Raw genomic sequence first — 23,428 nt, forward strand, 5'->3', positions numbered from 1 at the left:
CGTCCTGAACGCACGGTGGTCCGACAACCAGCACAACCACCAGGACCGGCGAACCACGTGAGCTCCTCTTCCTCCACCAGGCGCCTGCCGCACCCACGGGTGCGGCAGGGGAACAGTGGCGCTTACCGGCTGGTGCGTACCGCGCCGACCCGACCGGATCCCCCTCGTCTTGACGCGTCACAGCGCTCGGTGGTTGACCACGGGGCCGGTCCACTGCTCGTTCTCGCAGGTCCGGGCACCGGCAAGACCACCACGCTCGTCGAGGCCGTGGCGTCGCGCATCGCCCGTGGCGCGGACCCCGAGCGCATCCTGGTGCTGACGTTCAGCCGCAAGGCGGCCGTCGAACTGCGCGACCGCATGGCCCTGCGCATAGGGGCGGCGCGCGCACCCCAGGCGACCACCTTCCACTCGTACTGCTACGCCCTGGTCCGCGCCCACCAGGACAGCGACCTGTTCGTCGAGCCGCTGCGGCTGCTGTCCGGCCCCGAGCAGGACGTGGCGGTCCGTGAACTGCTCACCGGCCAGACCGATCTGGAGCGGCTCGGCCTCGCGCACGTGCGCTGGCCCGACGACCTGCGCGCCTGCCTGACCACCCGCGGCTTCGCCGACGAGGTCCGCGCGGTCCTCGCCCGCAGCCGTGAACTGGGCCTGGACCCCGCTGCCCTGGACGCCTTCGCCCACCGTATCGGCCGCCCCGACTGGCGCGCCGCGGCCGCCTTCCTCGCCGAGTACCTCGACGTGCTCGACCTGCAGGGCGTGCTCGACTACGCGGAACTGGTCCACCGCGCCGTCCTCCTCGCCCGCCGCCCCGGGGTGGCCGAGCAGCTCGCCGCGCAGTACGACGCCGTCTTCGTGGACGAGTACCAGGACACGGACGCCGCCCAGGTACGGCTGCTGCACGCGCTGGCCGGCGACGGCCGCACCCTCGTCGCCTTCGGCGACCCCGACCAGTCGATCTACGCGTTCCGCGGGGCGGACGTGGGCGGCATCCTGGAGTTCCCGGGCGCCTTCCCGCGCGCGGACGGCCGCACGGCCCCCGTCGAGGTCCTGCGCACCGCACGCCGCTCCGGCGCCGCGCTGCTCTCCGCCACCCGGCTGCTCACCCAGCGCATGCCGCTGACCCGCCTGCCGGCGGAGAAGGTACGCGCGCATCGCGAGCTGGCTCCCGTGCGGGACGGCGGCCGCGTCGAGGTGTACACGTACCCGACACCCGGCACGGAGCTGGACAACATCGCCGACATCCTGCGCCGGGCGCACCTGGAGGAGGGCGTGCCGTGGCGTGAGATGGCCGTCCTGGTGCGGGCCGGCTCCCGCACCATCCCGACGGTCCGGCGCGCTCTCACCGCCGCCGGCGTCCCCCTCGACATAGACGGCGACGACCTGCCGCTGCGGCACGAGCCGGCCGTGGCGCCGCTGCTGACGGCGCTGCGGGCGGTGGCCGCGGCGGAGGCGGCGTCCGAAACCGCGGCGCCCGAGATCGCGGCGTCCGAAACCGCGGCGTCCGGAACCGCTTCCTCCGAGGCCGCGTCGTCGGAAGCCGCATCGTCCGACGCCGCTCTGCCCGGAGCCACGGCGTCCGGAGACACGTCCTCCGAGGCCGCGTCGTCCGGACCGGTGTCCTCCGAAAGCGCGTCCTCCGAAAGCGCGTCCTCCGCACCGGAGTCCTTCGAAACGGAGTCCTCCGGTGCGGAGGCGGTGCCTGCCGCGGGAGAAGTCCCGGCCGCCGAGCCGGCCGCGTCGTGGCTCGACACCGAGACCGCCCTCACCCTCCTCGCCTCGCCCCTCGCCGGCATGGACGCGGCCGACCTGCGCCGCCTCGGGCGTGCCCTGCGGGAAGAGGAGCGGGCCGCGGGCAACCCCCTGCCGCCGCCCTCGGACGTACTGCTCGCGCGGGCGCTCGCCGAGCCGGAGCGCCTTGCCGTCCACGACCCGGTGTACGCGCGTGGTGCCCAGCGGCTCGGCGCCCTGCTGCGCCGGGCCCGGGAGCGCCTCGCCCACGGAGGCACGGCGGAGGAGGCGCTGTGGGACCTGTGGGAGGGCACGCCGTGGCCGGTCCGCCTGGAGCGGTCCGCGCGGCGCGGCGGTGCGGCCGGACGCAACGCCGACCGCGATCTGGACGCCGTGTGCGCCCTGTTCGCGACCGCCGCGCGCGCGGAGGAGCGTACCGGCGGCCGCGGCGCTCTCAACTTCCTGGCGGAGATCGAGGCCGAGGACATCGCCGCCGACACGCTCACGCGGCGTGCCGTGCGTCCCGACGCCGTACGCCTGATGACCGCGCACCGGTCCAAAGGCCTGGAGTGGCGGCTGGTCGTCGTCGCCGGTGTCCAGGAGGGCCTGTGGCCCGACCTGCGCCGCCGTGGCTCACTCCTGGAGGCCGACCGCATCGGCCGCGACGGACTCGCCGAACCGCTCACCCCGGGCGCGCTGCTGGCGGAGGAGCGCCGTCTGTTCTACGTGGCGGCCACGCGCGCGCGTGAGCGTCTCGTCGTCACGGCCGTGAAAGCCCCCGCCGACGACGGCGACCAGCCCTCCCGCTTCCTCACCGAACTCGGCGTCGAACCCAGGGACGTCACCGGCCGCCCGCGCCGCCCCCTGTCCGTCGCCGCGCTCGTCGCCGAACTGCGCGCGACGACGGTCGACCCGCGCGTCTCGGACACCCTCAGGGAGGCCGCCGCCCACCGGCTGGCCCGGCTCGCCGCGCTCGCCGACGAGGACGGCCGCCCGCTGGTGCCGTCGGCCCATCCCTACCGCTGGTGGGGCATGTTCGAGCCGACCGAGAGCAAGGTGCCGCTGCGCAACCGCGACCAGCCCGTCGTGCTCTCCGGCAGCGCTCTCGACCAGCTCGCCAACACCTGTGCCCTGCAGTGGTTCCTGGGCCGCGAGGTGAAGGCCGACGCGCCCGCGACGACCGCGCAGGGCTTCGGCAACGTGGTGCACGTCCTCGCCGACGAGGTCGCCTCCGGACACACCCCGGCCGACCTCGCCGTCCTCATGGAGCGCCTGGACTCCGTGTGGAACGCGCTCGCCTTCGACGCGCCCTGGAAGTCGGCGCAGGAGAAGGAGAACGCGCGCGTGGCGCTCGAACGCTTCCTGAAGTGGCACGTCATGGACCGCACCGGACGTACCCCGGTGGCCGGCGAGCACGGCTTCGACGTCACTCTCGGGGCGGGCGCGTACGAGGTCCGCATCCGCGGTTCCATGGACCGCGTCGAGGCCGACGGCGAGGGCCGCGCCTACGTCGTCGACTTCAAGACCGGCAAACAGACCCCCAGCGCGCGCGAGGTGGAGCGCCACCCCCAGCTCGCCGTCTACCAGCTCGCCGTCCGCGAGGGTGCCGTCGACGACGTCTTCGACGGAGAGCGCCCCGAGCCCGGGGGCGCCGAACTGGTCCAGCTGCGCCAGGGCGCCGCCCAGCGCGACGGCGGCGAGGCGCTGCCCAAGGTGCAGACGCAGGAGCCGCTGGAGGGCGAGTGGGTCGGCGAACTGCTCGCCACCGCCGCCGGCAAGGTCCTCGACGAACGCTTCACGCCGACCACCGGACAACACTGCGCACACTGCGCGTTCCAGGCGTCCTGCAGCGCCCGGCCCGAAGGACGGCACGTGGTCGAGTGACGCGGGTGATCCTTCACACCACATGTGCTGACCTGCGTTTCTCTCCGATCCGGGGCTGAGTGGGGACTCCACTGTCAGTGGCCACCGCTAGCCTCTCTGACGTGCCGCCCCGTATCACCGATCCCGATCAGCTCAAGGAGCTCCTCGGGATCCCGTTCACCCCCGAGCAGACGGCCTGCATCGTCGCGCCGCCCGCTCCGCAGGTGATCGTCGCCGGAGCCGGGTCGGGCAAGACGACGGTGATGGCGGCGCGCGTGGTGTGGCTGGTCGGCACCGGCCAGGTCGCCCCGGAACAGGTCCTCGGCCTCACCTTCACCAACAAGGCGGCGGGCGAACTCGCCGAGCGCGTCCGCAAGGCGCTTGTCAAGGCGGGCGTCACCGACCCGGACGCCATCGACCCCGACGACCCGCCGGGCGAGCCGGTGATCTCGACGTACCACGCCTTCGCGGGCCGCCTGCTGACCGACCACGGGCTGCGCATCGGCCTGGAGCCGACCTCCCGCCTGCTCGCCGACGCCACCCGCTACCAGCTCGCCGCACGCGTGCTGCGGGAGGCCCCGGGCCCCTACCCCGCGCTGACCCGCTCCTTCGCGGACCTGGTCAGCGATCTGCTCACGCTCGACGCCGAACTCGCCGAGCACCTCGTGGCACCCGGGGAGCTGCGCGCGTACGACGGTGAACTGCTGCGCGCCCTGGAGCACGTCAAGCTCGGCAACGACGCCCTGCGGCAGGTCCCCAAGGCGGCCGCGGCCCGCCACGACCTCGCCGAGCTCGTCGTCCGTTACCGTGCCGCGAAACGGGAGCGCGACCTGCTCGACTTCGGCGACCAGATCGCCCTGTCCGCGCAGCTGGCCCGGATTCCCGAGGTCGGCCGCGTCCTGCGCGACGAGTTCCGCGTCGTCCTCCTCGACGAGTACCAGGACACGTCGGTGGCCCAGCGCATCCTCCTGGCGGGCCTGTTCGGGGGCGGCACCGGCCACCCGGTCACCGCCGTCGGCGACCCCTGCCAGGCCATCTACGGCTGGCGCGGCGCCTCCGTCGCGAACCTGGACGACTTCCCCGAGCACTTCGCACACCCCGACGGCCGGCCCGCCGCCCGGCAGGCGCTCAGCGAGAACCGCCGCAGCGGCGGCCGTCTCCTGGACCTGGCCAACGGCCTCGCGGAGCCGCTGCGCGCCATGCACGCGGGCGTGGAGGCACTGCGCCCCGCCCCCGGCGCCGAACGCGACGGCACGGTGCGCTGTGCGCTGCTGTCCACGCACGCCGAGGAGATCGAGTGGCTCGCCGACTCCGTCGCCCACCTGGTGAACACCGGGAAGGCGCCCGGTGAGATCGCCGTCCTGTGCCGTACGGCCACCGACTTCGCGCAGATCCAGGGCGCGCTCGTCGCCCGGGACGTCCCCGTCGAGGTGGTCGGTCTGTCCGGGCTGCTGCACCTGCCCGAGATCGCCGACCTGGTCGCCGTCTGCGAGGTCCTCCAGGACCCCGGCGCCAACGCCTCCCTGGTCCGCCTGCTGACCGGCCCGCGCTGGCGCATCGGCCCGCGCGACCTGGCGCTTCTGGGCCGGCGAGCACGGCTCCTCGTCGCCCACGCGCGCGTGGGCGACGAGGACCGGGACCGCCGGCTCGCCGAGGCCGTCGAGGGGACCGACCCCTCGGAGGTGACCTCGCTCGCGGACGCCCTCGACACCTTCCTGGAGATGCCGCTCGACACCGGGCACGAGGACGACGGGCTGCCCTTCTCGCCGGACGCGCGCGTGCGCTTCGCGCGGCTGGCCGCCGAACTGCGCGATCTGCGCCGGTCGTTGTCCGACCCGCTGATGGACGTCCTGCACCGCGTCCTCGCCGTCACCGGTCTCGAGGTCGAGCTGTCGGCGTCCCCGCACGCCCTGGCCGCACGCCGCCGCGAGACCCTCTCCAACTTCCTCGACACGGCAGCCTCGTTCGCCGCCGGCGACGGTGAGGCCACCCTGCTCGCCTTCCTGGCCTTCCTGCGCACCGCCGCCCAGTACGAGAAGGGCCTCGACAACGCCCTGCCCGGCGGCGAGAACACCGTGAAGGTCCTCACCGCCCACAAGTCCAAGGGCCTGGAGTGGGACGTCGTGGCCGTCCCCGGGCTGGTCACCGGTACCTTCCCCAGCGCCCGGGGCCGTGAGCGGTGGACCGCCCAGGGCAAGGTGCTGCCGCACGCGCTGCGCGGCGACGCCGCCACCCTCCCCGACGTCGGCAGCTGGGACTCGCGGGGCCTGAAGGCCTTTCAGGAGGCGATGAAGGAGCACCAGCACACCGAGGAACTGCGCCTCGGCTACGTCACCTTCACCCGCCCCCGCTCCCTGCTCCTCGGCTCCGGCCATTGGTGGGGCCCCAGCCAGAAGAAGCCCCGAGGCCCCTCGGACTTCCTCACGGCCCTGTACGAGCACTGCCAGGCCGGGTACGGCGAGATCGAGGCATGGGCGGACGAGCCGGCCGAGGACGAGGAGAACCCGGCCCTGCACACCGCGGGCGCCGAGCAGGCCTGGCCCCTGCCCCTGGACGAGGCGTCGCTCACCCGGCGCCGGGCGGCGGCCGAGACGGTCCTCGCCCACCTGGAAGACCTCGCCGCCCACGCGGACGGCCACCCCGCGGCCACGCACGACCCGGACGACCACGAGGACCCGGACTGGCCACCGCCGCCGGACGACGAACCGCCCTACGACGACGAACCGCCGGACGAGGAAGATCCCTTCACGGCCAAAGACCTCACGGCCAAAGACCTCACGGACGAGGACTTCGCGGACGGGGACTTCACGGGCGAGGACCGCTTCGTGGACGAGGACGGTTTCGTGGGCGAGGGGGCCTTGGCGGCCGAGGACCCCTCCGGGTTCGACGACTGGCCCACCGCCCGCCCCACGGTCCCGCACCAGGCGCCGCCTCCGGAGACCCCCGGGCCCCATGGGCGCGCCCGCCCGCACCCCCACCCGCGCCAGGCTCGCGGGCCCGCCCGCCTCACCCCGGAGGAGGCGCGCACCCTCGCCTCCTGGGACCGTGATCTCGACGCCCTCACCGGTGAGCTCCTGCGCGCGCGGGAGACCGTCACGGAGGTCCCCCTGCCCGCGTCCCTCACCGCATCGCAGGTACTGCGCCTGGCCGCCGACCCGGAGGGCTTCGCGCAGGAACTCGCGCGCCCCATGCCGCGCCCTCCGCAACCTGCCGCGCGCCGGGGAACCCGGTTCCACGCCTGGGTCGAGGCACGGTTCGAGGAGCTGACCCTGCCCGTGCTGGAGCCGGAGGAGCTGCCCGGTGCCGAGGCGGAGATCGCCGACGAGCGCGACCTGGAGGCGCTCAAGGAGGCCTTCGAGCGCACCGAGTACGCCCACCGCACGCCTCACCGGGTGGAGGCCCCCTTCCAGCTCGCCATCGCCGGCCGCGTGGTCCGGGGCCGTATCGACGCCGTCTACAAGGAGGGCGGCGGCGACGGGACGACGTACGAGATCGTCGACTGGAAGACCAACCGCACCCGTTCCGCCGACCCCCTCCAGCTCGCCCTGTACCGGCTCGCCTGGGCCGAGCAGCAGGGCGTTCCGCTGGAATCCGTCAACGCGGCGTTCGTCTACGTACGCACGGGTGAGGTTGTACGACCGGGCGACCTGCCGGACCGTTCCGCACTGGAGCGGCTGCTGCTGGAGGACCCGGCCGCGCAAGCAAACTGTGAGGAACCGCCCAACGAGGATGTCCGCGGGGGCCGATAGGCTCGTGACCATGAGCCAGCCCGTTGACAGTGCCGTCAGCGCCGTCCGTACGTACATCGAACAGCACCGCGCCGTCTTCCTCGACGACCTCGTCGAGTGGTTGCGCATCCCGTCCGTGTCGGCCCAGCCCGATCACGCGCCCGACGTGCGCCGCAGCGCCGACTGGCTCGCCGCCAAACTCCGGGAGACCGGCTTCACGACCGCCGAGGTCTGGGACACCCCGGGCGCCCCGGCCGTCTTCGCCGAGTGGCCCTCCGCCGACCCCGAGGCGCCCACCGTCCTCGTCTACGGCCACCACGACGTGCAGCCCGCCGCCCGCGAGGACGGCTGGGACAGCGAGCCCTTCGAGCCCGTCGTCCGCGAGAATCGTCTCCACGCGCGCGGCGCCGCCGACGACAAGGGACAGGTGTTCTTCCACACACTCGGTGTCCGCGCCCACCTCGCCGCCACCGGCCGCGGCACCCCTGCGGTCAACCTCAAACTGTTGATCGAGGGCGAGGAGGAGTCCGGCTCCCCGCACTTCCGCGCCCTGGCCGAGCAGCACGCGGACCGGCTCGCCGCCGACGTCGTGATCGTCTCCGACACGGGCATGTGGTCCGAGGACACCCCCACGGTCTGCACCGGCATGCGCGGCCTCGCCGAGTGCGAGATCCACTTCCACGGCCCGGACCAGGACATCCACTCGGGCTCCTTCGGCGGCGCCGTCCCCAACCCGGCCACCACCGTGGCCCGTCTCGTCGCCGCCCTGCACGACGAGCACGCACGCGTGACGGTCCCCGGCTTCTACGACGGCATCGTCGAACTCACCGAAGCCGAGCGCGCGCTCTTCGCCGAGCTGCCCTTCGACGAGCGGCAGTGGCTGCGCACCGCCAGGTCGTACGCCGGCCACGGCGAGTCCGGGTACACCACCCTGGAGCGCGTCTGGGCCCGCCCCACGGCCGAGGTCAACGGCATCGGCGGCGGCTACCAGGGCCCCGGCAGCAAGACGGTCATCCCGTCCTCGGCGATGGTGAAGCTCTCCTTCCGGCTGGTCGCCGGGCAGGACCCCGACCACGTCGAGAAGGCCGTGCGGGCATGGACCGCCGAGCAGGTGCCGGCCGGGATCCGGTACGAGATCACCTTCGGCGCGGCCACGCGCCCGTGCCTGACGCCACTGGACCACCCGGCCCTGCGGTCCGTGGTGCGGGCCATGGGCCGCGCCTTCGACCGGAAGATCCGCTTCACGCGCGAGGGCGGCTCCGGACCGGCCGCCGACCTCCAGGAGGTGCTCGGCGCGCCCGTGCTCTTCCTGGGCATCTCCGTCCCGTCCGACGGCTGGCACGCGCCGAACGAGAAGGTCGAGCTCGGCCTTCTCCTCAAGGGCGTCGAGACCAGCGCATGCCTGTGGGGCGACCTCGCCGAGAGCTGGCGCCATGCGCCCTGAGGGTCCCGAACCGTCCGGAGGGGCAGCGCGCGAAGGGCACACCGACAAAGCCGCCCCCGCACCGCCCGGCCCCACCGGGTCCGGTCATCCCGTGACGCACGTCCCGCCGAACCGCCCGCCGAAACAATCCGTTCCACCGGGGGAGTTGGAAGCACCCGTGACCACCAGGACCGACCACATCGCCGACCGCCCCATCTCGCTCACCGCCCCCAGCGGCATCGACCGCGCTGCCCACCACCGGCTCGACGAGGCGTGGCTGGCGGCGGCCTGGAGCCACCCCACGACGCGCTGCTTCGTGGTCTCCGGCGGCCAGGTCCTCATCGACGAGACGGCCGACGGCCGCACCGAACTCGTCATGACCCCCTCCTTCGAGGCCCCCCTGACGGAGGCGCACCGCTACTTCCTGGGCACCGACGAGGACGGTGTCAGCTACTTCGCCCTCCAGAAGGACGGGCTGCCCGGCCGCGTCGACCAGTCCGCGCGCGCCGCCGGCCTGCGCGAGGCCGGTCTGCTGCTGTCGCCGCGCGACGCGGGCCTGATGGTGCACGCGGTGGGTCTGGAGAACTGGCAGCGCACCCACCGTTTCTGCTCCCGCTGCGGCGAGCGCACGGTCATCGCCGCGGCCGGCCACATCCGCCGCTGCCCCGCCTGCGGCGCCGAGCACTACCCGCGTACCGACCCGGCCGTGATCATGGCCGTCACCGACGAGGACGACCGCATCCTGCTCGGCCGCCAGGTGCACTGGCCCGAGGGCCGCTTCTCGACCCTCGCCGGTTTCGTCGAGCCCGGGGAGTCCATCGAGCAGTCGGTGCGCCGCGAGGTCTTCGAGGAGGCGGGCATCCTCGTCGGCGACGTCGAGTACGTCGCCAGCCAGCCCTGGCCCTTCCCGTCCAGCCTCATGCTCGGCTTCATGGCCCGCGCCACCTCGATCGACATCACGGTCGACGGGGACGAGATCCACGAGGCCCGCTGGTTCTCCCGGGACGAACTCGGCGCCGCCTTCGAGGCGGGTGAGGTCCTGCCTCCCTACGGCATCTCCATCGCGGCCCGCCTGATCGAGATGTGGTACGGCAAGCCGCTGCCGACGCGAAGCTTCGTCTGAGCCTGACGGCACGCGAAAAGGCGGCCTCTGAGGTGCCTCAGGAGCCGCCTTTCCGCTGAAACCGCGGAGCGCCTACACGCCGATCTTCTGCTTGACCTGTGCCAGCGACGGGTTGGTGAGCGTCGAGCGTCCGGGAACAGCACGGTCGGCACGGTCTGTAGACTTCTCCTCCCCTGCTTGTGGCGGTCAGGGAAGGCCGCCACAAGTTCGGGAGGGGGAGGTCGTGAGCGATAAGCCCAGGGCTCTTGGCGTGGTCCGTCTGTCTGTAGGCAACGAGAACCAGACCGGCGAGGAAACGCAGCGGACCCGCATCAGCAAGCGGGCGGACGCGGAGGAAATGGAGCTGGTCGACTTCGCCGTCGACATCGACGTGTCGGCGTCTATCTCGCCGTGGGTGCGTCCGTCCCTGGGGGACTGGCTCAACAACAAGAAGGACCAGTTCGACCACATCATCGTCCTGAAGATCGACCGCATCGCCCGGTCGGTCCGCCACCTCTCGGACATCATCGAGTGGTGCGAGGCAAATGGTAAGGGCCTGATCTCCTGCGAAGAGGGATTCGACCTCTCGAAGCCGTGGGGCAAGACCATCGCCAAGATCCTGGCCGTGGTCGCAGAGGCCGAACTGGACGCCATCAAGGCCCGCAACAAGGCTTCCCGGGAGACCATGCGGAGGACCGGCCGCTGGCCGGGTGGCCTTGTCCCGTTCGGACGCCGAGCGGTGAAGGGCGACGCGGGCTTCACCCTGGAACTCGACCCCGAGTACGGCCCGACACTGATCGAGATGATCCGACGCTTCATCGAGAAGCCGAGCTTCTCGGCCGTCGCAGACTGGTTGAACGAGCAAGGCGTACCCACGGCACAGGACATCGCCCGCATCCGCGCGGCGTCAGGCGGGAGCACGACTCGGCTGGCGGACCCGAAGCCTCGGGGAGCCAGGTGGACGCCGACCACGGTGCAGGCCGTACTGGTCAGCCGGTCTCTGCTTGGGGAGTACGTACGCGCCAACGGGGCCGTGGTCCGCAATGACGACGGCACCCCCGTCATGCGGTCTGAGCCGGTGCTGAACGAGGAGGAATGGGCGAAGCTGTCGGACGCTGTCGCCTCGGTCAAGTACAAGAGGCAGAAGGGCTCTACGTCGCCGACGGTGGGTGTGACGTTCTGCATGTTGTGCGGCAGTTCTCTGTACTTCGTGAAGGGCGACCCGGCCAAGGGCAAGCGAGAGCGGTACCGCTGTCACGGCAACAAGACCAAGGGCATTGCGGCTTGCCCGAAGCAGAGGTTCTGGGCGGAGGACTTGTACCCCTGGCTGGAGTCGGCCCTGTTGGGTGAGATCGGCCACTTGGAGCGGATGGAGTCGAAGACGACCATCGATGACAGCCGTGCGGCCAAGCTCGCCGTGATCGACGGCAGGATGAACCAGCTTCTGAAGGAACTTCAGCAGGGCGAGATCAGTGCCGTCGCGTACGGCTCGCAGGTTGCCAGCCTTGCCCAGGATCGGGAGAAGGTCACCAGCGAGGAGGGGCCGAAGCCGGTGACCGTGTGGACCGGTACGGGCGAGGGCTACGCGGAGTGGTGGGAGCGGTCGAGTGTCGACGAACGGCGTGAATGGCTGAAGAAGCACAAGGTCAAGGCGTACTTCGGACATGACGTCCTGGCCATCGATCCCGGAGACCTGATCGAGAACGTCAAGCAACAGGGCATCACGTACTGGGATGTGCCCTCCAAGTCCTCTCAGGTGCTTTCACCGATCACGCCGATCTCGGTGCCGGGCAAGCCGTACGAGAAGCCGAAGTCGCTTGCTGGGGCGGAGTGGGAGATCGTCAGCCGTTGGGCGGACTTCGAAGCGGAGCGGGCAGCGCAGCAAGCCAAGGGAGCAGAGGTGGCCGAGAAAGTCTCGGCTCCCGCCTGACGTAGGTCGGGCCAGCGAGGAAGGCCCCCGATCAAGGGGATCTTTCCCGTTTCGCCATGTTGTACGATGCCGGGCCAGGTCGCCGCCGTCGCTCCCGACTGCACGAGACCGAACCGCCCGTGGGGTGGAGTCTCCCAGCGCGAGTACCGGCGCATGGCGCAGGAACCCTGGCACCCGCTCGCCTACCGAGTGCACTTCGCTGCGCTGGGCCGGGCCGACCGCCAGGGTCATGCAGCGTTCGACCCTGGGAAGCTGGCCTCTCTGCTGGGCAAGGAGGGCAACCCCCTGTCCGACCAGAGCACGACCAACGCGGTCAACCGGGCCAAGAGGTTTGGCCTTGTCTCGCCCCGGTCGGGGGCCGCTTGCCTTGCCATCCCCCCTCACCTGTTCCAGAAGGGGAAGGGTGCGCCGGTACCGTGCCGCGCTCATCAGGACCGGTGACCACACACCGCAGGTGTACCCAGCACACGCCGTACGTGTGGCGGCATGGTCACTGACCTGCGGAAACGTTCGCCTCCTCTCACTTCTTCTTGTCCTCACGGTTGCGGCCCCGAAGGGGCCGACACAGGGAAGCACCTTCGACCTACGGCAAGCGAAGTAGGGGCGCGGCAGCGCCCCCAAGAGGCAGGCACCGGCGAAGCGGTAGGCAGCATGGGACCGCTCCACGGGGTGCGCAAGCATTGAGCGGTATTCGACCCTCCCCGACTGAGAGAGGTGTGCCCTTGGTCGGGCCCGCCCCCTGTTGAAGGGCGGCGCAAGACAGCAGACGACCCCCGTCGAGCTTCGATGACGGGGGTCTCTACGTGCGACGGGGAACGCGTCGTCAGACGCCAAGCGCCTGCTTCACCTGGGCAAGGCTCGGGTTCGTCATCACGACCTCAGTGCCACCATCGGCGGGAACTACCTGAACCGTCGGGACCGTCTGGTTCCCGCCGTTCGCCTTCTCGACGAAGGCCGCGGAATCCGGGTCCTGCTCGATGTTGATCTCGTCGTACGTGATGCCCTCACGGTCCATCTGGCTCTTCAGCCGGCGGCAGTAGCCGCACCACGTGGTGCTGTACATCGTCACAGTGCCCGGCATGTCTCTCGTGCTCCTCGGCGGCTAGGGGATCGGTGCTCGCGGTAGGAGGAACGTACTTGAAAGCGCCACCATTCCCCCCCGGCGGTATCCCGCCGGACGTGACGCCTGCCGCATTGGTACGACTGCAGGTGCCTGCCTGTGGACAACCGCCGCACTCGTCTCCGGCGACCTGGCAGCATGGCCGTGTGACAGCAGCAACGCACTCCACGCTCTTCCCGCGGGTACCGGACTCGGCCGACGCGGTGCTCGAAGGGCTCGACCCCGAGCAGCGCGAGGTTGCCACCGCCCTGCGCGGCCCGGTGTGCGTACTGGCGGGCGCCGGCACCGGCAAGACCCGGGCGATCACCCACCGGATCGCCTACGGGGTGCGCGCCGGCATCCTCCAGCCCTCCAGCGTGCTGGCCGTCACGTTCACCAACCGCGCGGCCGGCGAGATGCGCGGCCGGCTGCGCCAGCTCGGCGCGTCCGGCGTCCAGGCCCGTACGTTCCACTCGGCGGCCCTGCGCCAGCTCCAGTACTTCTGGCCGAAGGCCGTCGGCGGCTCCATGCCCCGGCTCGTCGACCGCAAGATCCAGCTCGTCGCCGACGCGGCCGCCGCCTGCCGCATCCGCCTCGACCGGGGCGAGCTGCGGGACGTCACCGCCGAGATCGAGTGGTCCAAGGTCACCCAGACCGTCCCCGCGGACTACGCCCCGGCCGCCGCCAAGGCCGGCCGTGAATCCCCCCGGGACCCGGCCGAGATCGCCCAGCTCTACTCCGTCTACGAGGACCTCAAGCGGGACCGCTCCGTCATCGACTTCGAGGACGTCCTGCTGCTGACCGTCGCCGTACTCCAGGACCGGCACGACATCGCCGACCAGGTCCGCGCCCAGTACCAGCACTTCGTGGTCGACGAGTACCAGGACGTCAGCCCCCTCCAGCAGCGCCTGCTGGACCTGTGGCTCGGCGAGCGGGACAACCTGTGCGTGGTCGGCGACGCCAGCCAGACCATCTACTCGTTCACCGGAGCAACTCCGGACCACCTGCTCGACTTCCGCACCCGCCATCCCGGAGCCACCGTCGTCAAGCTGGTCCGCGACTACCGCTCCACCCCGCAGGTGGTCCACCTCGCCAACGGGCTCCTCGCCCAGGCCCACGGCCGTGCCGCCGACCACCGCCTGGAGCTGATCTCCCAGCGGGAGGCGGGCCCCGATCCCGCCTACACCGAGTACACGGACGAACCCGCCGAGGCCGAGGGCGCCGCCCACCGCATCCGCGAGCTCATGGACGCGGGCGTCCCGGCCGGCGAGATCGCCATCCTGTTCCGTACCAACTCCCAGTCCGAGACCTACGAGCAGGCTCTGGCCGATGCCGGGGTCCCCTACCAGCTGCGCGGCGCCGAGCGGTTCTTCGACCGCCCCGAGGTCCGCAAGGCGGGCGTCGCACTGCGCGGCGCGGCCCGCTTCGGAGGCAACGACTCCCTCCTCGACGACGCCGTCGACCTCCCCTCCCAGGTGCGTGCCGTGCTGTCGGGCGAGGGCTGGACCTCCGAGCCGCCGGCCGGGTCCGGGGCGGTGCGCGAGCGCTGGGAGTCGCTGGCCGCTCTCGTGAACCTCGCGCACGACTTCGCCGCCGCCACCCCCGGCGCCACCCTCGGCGACCTCGTCGCGGAGCTGGACGAGCGGGCGAACGCGCAGCACGCGCCGACCGTGCAGGGCGTCACCCTCGCCTCCCTGCACTCGGCCAAGGGCCTTGAGTGGGACGTCGTCTTCCTGGCCGGAGTCGCCGAGGGCATGATGCCGATCACCTACGCAAAGACGGACGAGCAGGTCGAGGAGGAACGCCGCCTCCTGTACGTCGGCGTCACCCGGGCCCGCGAGCGCCTCCACGTCTCCTGGTCGCTGTCCCGCTCGCCCGGCGGCCGCCCCAACCGCCGGCCCAGCCGGTTCCTGGACGGGCTGCGTCCGGGGTCCACCGGCGCGGCCGGCCGCGCCGCGGCGGGTGCCGCCGGGGGAGTGGAGCGCGGTTTCACGAGAGCACCGGCCGCGGTGCCGCGGCGCAAGGAACGCACCCCGGCGCGGTGCCGGGTCTGCGGGCGCACGCTCACCGACGCGGGCGAGATGAAGCTGATGCGTTGCGAGGACTGTCCCTCCGACATGGACGAGGGGCTCTACGAGCGCTTGCGCGCGTGGCGCGCGGTCCAGGCGGAGCGCAGCGGGCAGCCGGCCTTCTGCGTCTTCACCGACAAGACGCTGATGGCGATCGCCGAGGCGGTGCCCGACGACGAGCGCGAACTGGCACGGATTCCCGGGGTCGGCATGCGCAAGCTCAACCGGTACGGGGCCGATGTCCTGGCCCTCTGCGCCGGTCGCGAGCTCGTGGAAGAGGACGAACGGGACTGATTCAAACTCGTCGAAAAAATAGTTTGCGCATGCCCCAGCAATCCCCATAGGTTCTTGTCCACGGGAACGGAGGCCTTCTCGGAGGCTCCGATTCCGTGTTCTACTTGCATATCCGTCGGACTGGTTCGCCCCAGTCCCCCGAGACGCCGAGAGGAGGCGATTGAAGTGATCAGCATCAGCAACAGCTCTGTCTGCACCGCCAAACTGACCGATCGCTCGGTCGTCTCCGCGTGCATGCTCGGCGTCTCCCACCAGGGCACCGGTCTGTCCGGCATTCCTGCCGCCGGTCCGGCGTCCGCCGCCGTGTCTCTCGTGGGCCTTCCCGTCCGTGAGCGCAATGAGCGACCGATCAAGGCACTGGAAGCAGTAGCGGCACAGGCGAAGGCCTATGCCTTTACGGCGGCCGGTGCCGGAAGCCGGAAGCAGACGACACAGCACCACCTGATGTGGGCCTTCCGTGGGCCAGATCCCTGGAGTGATCCAGCCTGATCTTCGATCAGGCCGGCGCCTTCAGGGCCGCGGAACCCCACCCGGGATCCGCGGCCCTTCTGTTTGTCCCTCATCCGGGGACGACGGAGCGAAGGGGCCCCGGGACAAGAAAAGAACCCGGTACCAGCCGACCACCGGCCCAACAGGGCCGGAACGACCAGACGAGGAAAACCAACCGTGCAACTCGAAGCGCACGCCCCGTCCGTACCGCCTTCAGACACGATCCCCAAGCCCGGCCCCACGGAGGACTCCACCTTGATCCCGCTCACCGCGCTCACCGCGCTCGACGACGCCATCGAGAACCTCGGCGTACCCGTCCCGTGCCGCTCGTACGACCCCGAGGTCTTCTTCGCCGAGTCGCCCGCGGACGTCGAGTACGCCAAATCCCTCTGCCGCACCTGCCCGCTGATCGAGGCCTGCCTCGCCGGCGCCAAGGAGCGGCGTGAGCCGTGGGGCGTCTGGGGTGGCGAGCTCTTCGTCCAGGGTGTCGTCGTCGCCCGGAAGCGGCCGCGTGGCCGCCCGCGCAAGAACCCGGTCACGGCATGAACACCGCAGGAACGATCGACCGTCCCCTCACGAACGACCCCAAGAAGCAGGCCCCGATGAAGCCGTCCACCAACGAGCCCACCGGCTCCGCGATCGAAGATTTCACCACCACCGGCGTGACCGGCTCGCGCCAGAACAGGACCCGAGAGATGCAACTCATTCCAGAAGCCCTGGCTCGTGCGCATATGCACGAGCGGCTGCATGAGGCCGAGCAGGAACGCCGGGCCGTGCGCCTGGTGGTCGCCCGCCGGATGCAGCGCCGGGCCGAGCGCGCCTCGCGCCGTGCTCGCCGCGCGCTGGCCGTGGCGGTCATGCAGTAAGCAACCACACCTTGAAGCGGTGGCCTCCCCCACGGGGGAGGCGAAAGCTCCTCGCGGGGGCCGGTCCGTCCGAACGGACCGGCCCCCGCGGCGTGTTCAGGCCGCGGGGAGCCTCACGCCTCCACGGCTTCACCCTCGCCCTCGTCCTCCTCCACGAGGAAGCCCGGCAGCCACTCCTCCAGCTCCTCGCGCAGCCGCACCGTCGCGTTCAGCTGGCACAGCACGCCGATCGTGCTCAGCGTCACCCGGTGGATCAGGAGATAGGCCGGCGGCAGGTTCAGCTGCTTGCCCAGCTGGTAGGCGGGGGAGCGGACGTCGGCGATTCGGGCCGCCTGACTGCGCATCCAGCCGCGTGTGAAGGTGAACTCGTCGGCCCTGGCGGGTTCGATGATCGGCAGCAGGTAGTCCAGGACGGCGCCCGGGTCGAGCTCTATGGACTCCTTGACGAAGCCCTCCGCGCAGAGGAGTTCGTAGACGGCCTCCGCGTCGCCGTCGATCGTCATGCGCAAGGAGTTGCCGATGGGGGCCGGCAGTCCGCCCGGCAGACGGTCGACCGTGCCGAAGTCCAGGACGCCCAGGCGCCAGTCCTCCCCGTCCTCCGGGCCGCCGGGCAGCAGGCGGAAGTTGCCCGGGTGCGGGTCGGCGTGCAGCAGGCCGGTGCGGGCCGGGCCCGAGAAGAGGAAGCGGGCCAGGAGCTGACCGGCCCGGTCGCGCTGCTCCGGAGTCCCGTCCGCGATGATCTCCGACAGCGGGACGCCGTCGATCCACTCGGTGATCAGCACCTGGTCGCACTGGTGGACCACGCCCGGCACCACCACGTCCGGGTCGTCCGCGAACTCCTCGGCGTGGGACTGCTGGGCCTGGGCCTCCAGGCCGTAGTCCAGCTCCTCCGAGACCCGGTCCCTGAGCTCGGCGATCAAGGGCTTGACGTCCATGCCGGGAATGAGGGGACCCAACAGCCGGGCGAAGCGGCTCAATTGGTTCAGGTCGGACAGGAGGGCTTCGCCGGCTCCCGGGTACTGCACCTTGACCGCCACCTCGCGGCCGTCGTGCCACACCCCCCGGTGCACCTGCCCGATCGAGGCCGCCGCGGCGGGCTTGTCCTCGAACTCGAGGAAGAGGCCGGACCAGTCCTCGCCGAGCCGCTCCCCGAGCACCCGGTGCACGGTGCTGGTCGGCATCGGCGGCGCCGCCTCCTGCAGCTTCGTCAGCGCCGCGCGGTAGGGGCCGGCGACCTCCTCGGGCAGTGCGGACTCGAAGACGGACAGGGCCTGGCCGAACTTCATGGCGCCGCCCTTGAGCTCGCCGAGCACCTTGAACAGCTGCTCCGCCGTGCGCTGTTGCAGCTCACGGCCGACGATCTCCGCGGACTCGCCGACGATCCGCTTGCCGAGACCCCAGGTCGCCCGCCCGGCGAAGCCGAGCGGGAGCGCGGCGAGCTTGGCGGTCCGGGTGACCGCCTTGCGCGGAAGATCAGACATGCGCCCTCCAAGTCCCTGCCGGCCGCGTCGCTTCTGCCTCACGGCACAACGTCTTCAGCGGCCGTTGCCCCTCCATTGTCCCGTGTGGCTCCCCGTCCTTTGAGGTGTGTTCTCCCTTACCTTTCTCCGCGGCGCCGCACGGGCATGCAGGATGCGCCCAGACCGGCCGTGCGTGCCAGGTCAGACCTGGGAAGGAGACCTCCCAGCGTGCCCCGGCGCTCGTCGGGACCTGGCCGTCCAGGAAGGCCAGCGCATGCGCCGCCGCGAACCCCGCGACCGTTGTGGCCATCGTCACATCGCACGCCCGCGCCGGACGCGGCGGTCCCGAACGCCACTGTGCCACCAGGCGGGGCCAGGCCGGATCCCGGTCGGTGCGCGCCGCGTCCAGACAGCCCGCGCAGCCCGTCTCGCCGGGCAGCACGAGGGGGCCGACCACGCCGGTTGCCTCCACGACGCCGGCGTACAGGTGCGGCGTACCCGAGGCGACGAGCGGTTCCGCGGTGGACGGTGCGGGGGCGTGCACGGCCACGTCGTCCCGAGGGGCCAGGATCACCAGGGAGAAGCCGGGCTCGCCCTCCGTGGGCGAAGTCCTGCGGGAGCGGCGGGGCGGGCGGCAGGGGGCGGACCTGTGTACGGCCTGCCGGGCGGCCTCGTCCCGGCGGTCGCCCACGGACCCGGCCGGCAGGCCGCCCGGTGCCACGTCCTCCGGCTCGACCCGGCCGACGTCCCGCACGTCGACCTCCCCGATCCCCGCGCCCGCCAGCAGTGAGGCCAGCGTGGCGCCCACCCGGCCCGCGCCCCGCACCTGCACGCGCAGCGAGCGGCGCGCGGCCAGCCGCCGCATCGGCTCGCCGGGGCCGGTGGTGACCAGCGACAGCGAGGCGAGGTCCGGACGCAGCCGGGCCATGGCCTCCTTCTTTCCGCGCAACGCGTCGGCGTCCGGCCCGCCGCCCCTCGCGTCGTCCAGCAGGCCCGCCCGGGCCAGCCGCTGCACCAGTGCGTCGACATGGCCGTCGGGCAGATCCATCCGGCGCCCCTCCTCCCGCAGGAGGGGCAGCCCGCGGGTGCCGTTGAGCAGGTCGAGAAAGCTCCCCGTCGCCGTGTCCATCGGGCCGAGCGTCAGCGCGTGCGCCGGGGCCATCCCGAACTGCACGGTGCTGAGGTCGCGCCAGCCGCGCCGGAGCGCCGGCTTCATCGCCGGAGCAATCGGAGCAGCCGCATCAGCCGCAGCAACCGGAACCTCTGCATCCATCACATCCATGACAGGCCCCCGTAAGCCCTCGTAGAACGTCCCGTCCGCGGAGCCTGGTCGTGGCTTCCCCGGCGAGAACCAGCATGCCCAAACCGGGCGACAGCCGTCGAAAGTTGTCCACAACCTGCGAGCATTCGTCGTACAAATCAAACGCCTGGTGGGCGATCGGCACGGAACCGTCCCGGAGCCGGGACTTCCCCCATGTGCAACAGGTAACGTCGGGGCGTGCCCGCCGACCCACTGCACAGCGCCAGAACGCCACAGCGCAGTACGACGAGCCAGCCGCCGAGCGGCTCGGGGGCGAGCGCGATCGAGGTCCGCAGGAGCGCCCGTCGACGCAGGACGGTCTCCGCGTACCGCGAGGGCGATCGCACCGTTGTACTCATCCCTGCCCGGATGTCCGAGGCGGAGGAGCAGCGCTGGGTCACCGTCATGCTCGACAAGCTGGCCGCCCAGGAGAGCAAACGGGTCCTGGGCGACGACGAGCTGACCGAGCGCGCCGAGCGGCTGTCGGCCCAGTACTTCGACGGGCGCGCCCGGCCCACCTCGGTGCGCTGGGTCACCAACCAGAACACCCGCTGGGGCTCGTGCACGCCGGCGGAGGGCAGCATCCGGCTCTCGCACCGTCTGCAGGGCATGCCCGAGTACGTCGTCGACTACGTGCTCGTCCACGAACTGGCGCATCTGCTGGTCCCCGGGCACGGCCCCCGGTTCTGGCGTCTTCTGGAGGCATATCCCCGCACCGAGCGGGCCCGGGGGTACCTCGAAGGCGTGGTCGCCGCCGGACGGCTGCCGCATCTGCCGGGGGCCGGCGGGGAGTGAGGGCCGCTCCCGCCGGGGGGGCCGCCGTTGTGTACCGGGTCTGTACCGACTTCATCCGGTGTCCGGGTTTGCCGTTAGCCTGGCGCGACGCACTCACATTCGGGATGGGGGACGGTCGTTACGCATGGCCAGGGAATTCCAACGCGGCCACAAGGCCAGGATCAGTGACCTCACCGCGGGCACGGATCTGTACGTAGGCGTGCAGATCAACGGCCCCGGACTGACCTTCGACATCAGCTGCTTCGGTCTCGACGCCGACGAACGGCTGTCCGACGACCGTTATTTCGTCTTCTTCAACCAGCCGAAGTCGCCCGAGGAGTCCATTCAGCTCCTGGGTGCGCAGGCCGGGGACACGGAGTCCTTCCGGATCACGCTCGACAGGATCCCGGCGCGGATCCAGAAGCTGTCGTTCACCGCGGCCCTCGACGGCGCCGGGCAGATGTCGCAGATCGCCCCCGGGTACATCCGTATCGTCGCAGGCGGTGAGGAGGTGGCCCGGTACTCGTTCAACGGCGCGGAGTTCTCCACCGAGCGTGCCGTGATGCTGGGCGACTTCTACCTGAAGGACGTGTGGCGCTTCGCCGCCGTCGGACAGGGCTTCGACGGCGGCCTCGAGGCGCTGCTGAAGAACTTCGGCGGCGAGGTCGCCGAGGAGGAGCAGCCCGCGGCGCCCGCTCCGCAGCAGGCACGGAGCGGCGCCGCGCCCGGCTTCGCCCCGCCCGCGTTCGGCGCCCCGTCCGCCCCGCCTGCGCCGTCCGCCCCGGCTCCCGCGCCCGCTCCCCAGGGCTTCGCGCCGCCCCCGGGACACACCCCGCCGCCGCCCCCGGGACCCACCCCGCCGCCGGCGCCGGCGCCCGCCGCGGCCCCGAACGTCCACGCCGCGCCCACCATCATCGCCCCGATGACCCCGCCCGGCGGCGCCCCGGTGCCGCCGCCCGGCCCGGCGCCCGCACCGTACGGCCAGCCGCCCCAGCAGCAGCCCTACGGCGGGCCCGGCGCTCCGGCCGCTCCTCCGCCGCCCGGCTACGGCCGGTCCCAGGCACCGCACGCGCCCCAGGCTCCGACCCCGCCGCCCGGCTACGGCCAGCAGCCGCCCTTCGGGCAGGTCCCGGGGCAGCAGGGTTACGCCGTTCCGCAGGGCGCACCCCAGGGCGGCGCCGGCGTGACCGCCGCGCTGCAGAAGTTCAAGGAGACGCCCACCGGGCAGCGCTGGACGCAGCAGAACAAGAAGCTCGTCCGCGTCGACCTCGGTATCGGCGGCCAGCCCGTGCTCGCCCGTCAGGGCAGCATGGTGCTCTACCAGGGCAAGGTCGACTTCGGCTACAAGGGCGCCGGGTTCGCCGGCCGCATCGTGGGCAACGCCACCGGCCAGGAGATGCAGCTGATGCGCTGCACCGGCCAGGGCCAGGTCTTCCTCGCCGAGAGCGCCACCTACCTGCACCCCATCGAGCTCCAGGGCGACGCGATCTGCGTGTCCGCGGAGAACGTCCTCGCCTTCGACGAGAGCCTCCAGCACGAGGTTCGCCGGATCGAGGGACACGGCATCCCCGGGGGCGCGCTGTTCACGATGCAGTTCCAGGGGACCGGCACGATCGTCGTCAAGACGCACGGCACGCCCGTGGTCCTGCCGGTCACGCCGACCACCTTCGCCGACTGCAACGCCGTCGTGGCCTGGTCGGCGGCCGCCCAGGTGATCGTCTCCAGCCAGGTCCGCATGCGCCGCAACTCCTACCCGGGCGACACCGGCGAGAGCGTGAACCTCCAGTTCCGGGCCGCTCCCGGCAACTTCGTCGTCGTCCAGCCCTACGAGGTCTGAGGGAGCCCGTCATGAACCAGCCGCTCGCGGGCTACGCCCCCGCACCCGTCACCGCGCGCATGGAGAACCACGGCAACAACATGCTGAAGGTCGCCATGCAGACCGGGAACGACCTCCTCGCGCGCGTGGGGTCGATGGTCGCCTACGAAGGCTTCATCCAGTACGAGCCCAATCCGCCGGCCGTGCGCCAGATCGCCCGCGACTGGGTCACCGGCGAGGGCGCGCCCCTGATGAAGTGCTCCGGCGACGGACTGCTCTACCTCGCCGACTACGGCGCCGACGTCGTCGTCGTGAACCTCGACGGCGACGGCATCTCCGTCAACGCCACCAACCTGCTCGCCTTCGACGCGTCCCTCAGCTGGGGCGTCGAGCGGGTCAAGGGGCTCGCGAAGTTCGCCGGCCAGGGCCTGTGGAACACCAGGATCTCCGGGCAGGGCTGGGTCGCGCTGACCTCCCGGGGCAAGCCGATCGTCGTCGACTGCGGCGGTGGTGAGGACGAGACGTACGTCGACCCGGACGCGCTCGTCGCCTGGTCCCCGAACCTCAAGGTGAAGGGCAAGCGCAGCTTCAAGGCGCAGTCGCTGATCGGCCGCGGCAGCGGCGAGGCCTACCAGATGGCCTTCTCCGGTCAGGGCATCGTCGTCGTCCAGCCCAGCGAGGACAGCACCGACCGCCTGCGGTTCCGGGGCTGAGGGGGAGGCAGAAACACCATGCAGAGTCCGCTTTTCGCCTTCAACGACTCGCAGAGCCAGGAGCGCTACAGCCTGCAGAACCAGCAGATGCTGCGGGTCACGCTGCAGGGCCATGACGACATCCTCGCCCGCAAGGGCACCATGGTCGCCTACCAGGGGCTCGTCGAGTTCGACGCCGAGTACCAGAACACCCAGCAGGCGTACGCGCGTGCGGCCACCGGCGAGGGCCTGAGCCTGATGCGCTGCCACGGCCAGGGCACCGTCTTCTTCGCCAACCTCGCCCAGCACATCCACGTGGTGGACGTGGAGCAGGACGGCCTCACGGTCGACAGCAGCTACGTCCTCGCGATGGACTCCACGCTGCACCACGAGGTCATCGCCGTCGACAGCCAGTACGGCATCTCCGGCTCCGGGAAGTACCAGCTCAACATCACCGGCCACGGCCAGGTCGCCCTGATGACCTCCGGTGCGCCGCTGATGATGCAGGTGACGCCCGACAAGTACGTCAACTGCGACGCCGACGCGATCGTCGCCTGGTCGACGAGCCTGCGGGTGCAGATGCAGGCCCAGACGCACTCCTCCGGGGTGTGGCGGCGCCGCGGCAGCACCGGTGAGGGCTGGGAGCTCAGCTTCATGGGCAGCGGCTTCGCGCTCGTCCAGCCGAGTGAGCTGCTGCCGCCGCAGAACGCCCAGATCGGTTCCGGCCTCGCCGCGCAGTACGGCATGGGGCAGCACGGGGCGCGTGGGCAGAACCAGGGCAACGTCTGGAGCTGA

At 71.7% G+C, this 23,428-nt stretch carries 16 protein-coding genes and 1 pseudogene; 13 read left to right on the forward strand and 4 right to left on the reverse strand.

The window, feature by feature from the left end:
* Window positions 1–57: 57 nt before the first annotated feature.
* From ACIRPX_RS11625 to nudC, 4 genes are all read left to right on the forward strand, one after another.
* Entirely contained in the window at window positions 58–3,612 is a 3,555-nt protein-coding gene (locus ACIRPX_RS11625; RefSeq protein ID WP_404191800.1) for an ATP-dependent helicase, read from the forward strand.
* A 101-nt stretch (window positions 3,613–3,713) separates the two neighbouring features.
* Window positions 3,714–7,340, forward strand: a complete 3,627-nt coding sequence (locus ACIRPX_RS11630) for a UvrD-helicase domain-containing protein (RefSeq protein ID WP_404191803.1) — start codon at window positions 3,714–3,716, stop codon at window positions 7,338–7,340.
* A 10-nt stretch (window positions 7,341–7,350) separates the two neighbouring features.
* Window positions 7,351–8,763: a dipeptidase gene (locus tag ACIRPX_RS11635; protein ID WP_404191806.1), complete on the forward strand. Its 1,413-nt coding sequence runs from the start codon at window positions 7,351–7,353 to the stop codon at window positions 8,761–8,763.
* A 157-nt stretch (window positions 8,764–8,920) separates the two neighbouring features.
* Window positions 8,921–9,865, forward strand: coding sequence for an NAD(+) diphosphatase (gene nudC, locus ACIRPX_RS11640; protein ID WP_404191808.1), 945 nt, complete (start codon window positions 8,921–8,923; stop codon window positions 9,863–9,865).
* Window positions 9,866–9,937: 72 nt separating this feature from the next.
* On the opposite strand, the pseudogene ACIRPX_RS11645 reads toward nudC, so the two are convergent.
* Window positions 9,938–10,023, reverse strand: a pseudogene (locus ACIRPX_RS11645) (NrdH-redoxin); the annotation flags it as partial.
* Window positions 10,024–10,088: 65 nt separating this feature from the next.
* On the opposite strand from ACIRPX_RS11645, the gene ACIRPX_RS11650 reads away from it, so the two are divergent.
* The gene (locus tag ACIRPX_RS11650; RefSeq protein ID WP_404191811.1) at window positions 10,089–11,774 is read left to right on the forward strand and encodes a recombinase family protein; all 1,686 of its coding nucleotides are present in this window, start codon (window positions 10,089–10,091) and stop codon (window positions 11,772–11,774) included.
* Window positions 11,775–12,597: 823 nt separating this feature from the next.
* On the opposite strand, the gene ACIRPX_RS11655 is transcribed toward ACIRPX_RS11650, so the two are convergent.
* On the reverse strand, window positions 12,598–12,855 hold the full coding sequence (locus ACIRPX_RS11655) for a mycoredoxin (RefSeq protein ID WP_404191814.1): 258 nt from the start codon (window positions 12,853–12,855) through the stop codon (window positions 12,598–12,600).
* Window positions 12,856–13,040: 185 nt separating this feature from the next.
* On the opposite strand from ACIRPX_RS11655, the gene ACIRPX_RS11660 reads away from it, so the two are divergent.
* The 4 genes from ACIRPX_RS11660 to ACIRPX_RS11675 all read left to right on the forward strand — a co-directional run bounded on the left by ACIRPX_RS11660 (window position 13,041) and on the right by ACIRPX_RS11675 (window position 16,591).
* Window positions 13,041–15,236, forward strand: coding sequence for an ATP-dependent DNA helicase UvrD2 (locus ACIRPX_RS11660; RefSeq protein ID WP_404191817.1), 2,196 nt, complete (start codon window positions 13,041–13,043; stop codon window positions 15,234–15,236).
* Window positions 15,237–15,401: 165 nt separating this feature from the next.
* A complete protein-coding gene (locus tag ACIRPX_RS11665) occupies window positions 15,402–15,725 on the forward strand; it encodes a hypothetical protein (protein ID WP_404191819.1) in 324 nt (107 codons plus the stop codon).
* Window positions 15,726–15,902: 177 nt separating this feature from the next.
* Window positions 15,903–16,271 carry a WhiB family transcriptional regulator gene (locus ACIRPX_RS11670; RefSeq protein ID WP_016437873.1) on the forward strand — a complete coding sequence of 123 codons (369 nt, stop codon included), beginning with the start codon at window positions 15,903–15,905 and terminating at the stop codon, window positions 16,269–16,271.
* Window positions 16,268–16,591 carry a hypothetical protein gene (locus ACIRPX_RS11675; RefSeq protein WP_404191822.1) on the forward strand — a complete coding sequence of 108 codons (324 nt, stop codon included), beginning with the start codon at window positions 16,268–16,270 and terminating at the stop codon, window positions 16,589–16,591. Before ACIRPX_RS11670 ends, ACIRPX_RS11675 begins: the two co-directional genes overlap by 4 nt.
* Before the next feature lie 113 nt (window positions 16,592–16,704).
* Here the strand turns inward: ACIRPX_RS11675 and ACIRPX_RS11680 are convergent, their stop codons facing one another.
* Both ACIRPX_RS11680 and ACIRPX_RS11685 read right to left on the reverse strand, forming a co-directional pair.
* On the reverse strand, window positions 16,705–18,072 hold the full coding sequence (locus tag ACIRPX_RS11680) for an ABC1 kinase family protein (RefSeq protein ID WP_404191824.1): 1,368 nt from the start codon (window positions 18,070–18,072) through the stop codon (window positions 16,705–16,707).
* Entirely contained in the window at window positions 18,065–19,279 is a 1,215-nt protein-coding gene (locus tag ACIRPX_RS11685; RefSeq protein ID WP_404192145.1) for a TOMM precursor leader peptide-binding protein, read from the reverse strand. The genes ACIRPX_RS11680 and ACIRPX_RS11685 overlap by 8 nt, the downstream gene beginning before the upstream one ends.
* A 270-nt stretch (window positions 19,280–19,549) precedes the next feature.
* Here ACIRPX_RS11685 and ACIRPX_RS11690 point away from each other — a divergent pair, with 270 nt between their 5' ends.
* The 4 genes from ACIRPX_RS11690 (at window position 19,550) to ACIRPX_RS11705 (ending at window position 23,428) form a co-directional block, all read left to right on the forward strand.
* Window positions 19,550–20,146, forward strand: a complete 597-nt coding sequence (locus ACIRPX_RS11690; RefSeq protein ID WP_404191826.1) for a M48 family metallopeptidase — start codon at window positions 19,550–19,552, stop codon at window positions 20,144–20,146.
* 124 nt (window positions 20,147–20,270) lie between these two features.
* A complete protein-coding gene (locus ACIRPX_RS11695; protein ID WP_404191829.1) occupies window positions 20,271–21,962 on the forward strand; it encodes a TerD family protein in 1,692 nt (563 codons plus the stop codon).
* Between the two features lie 11 nt (window positions 21,963–21,973).
* On the forward strand, window positions 21,974–22,654 hold the full coding sequence (locus ACIRPX_RS11700; RefSeq protein WP_404191832.1) for an AIM24 family protein: 681 nt from the start codon (window positions 21,974–21,976) through the stop codon (window positions 22,652–22,654).
* 18 nt (window positions 22,655–22,672) lie between these two features.
* Window positions 22,673–23,428: an AIM24 family protein gene (locus ACIRPX_RS11705; protein WP_404191834.1), complete on the forward strand. Its 756-nt coding sequence runs from the start codon at window positions 22,673–22,675 to the stop codon at window positions 23,426–23,428.

The organism is Streptomyces sp. NPDC101225, from assembly GCF_044767585.1.
Classification (GTDB): Bacteria; Actinomycetota; Actinomycetes; order Streptomycetales; family Streptomycetaceae; genus Streptomyces.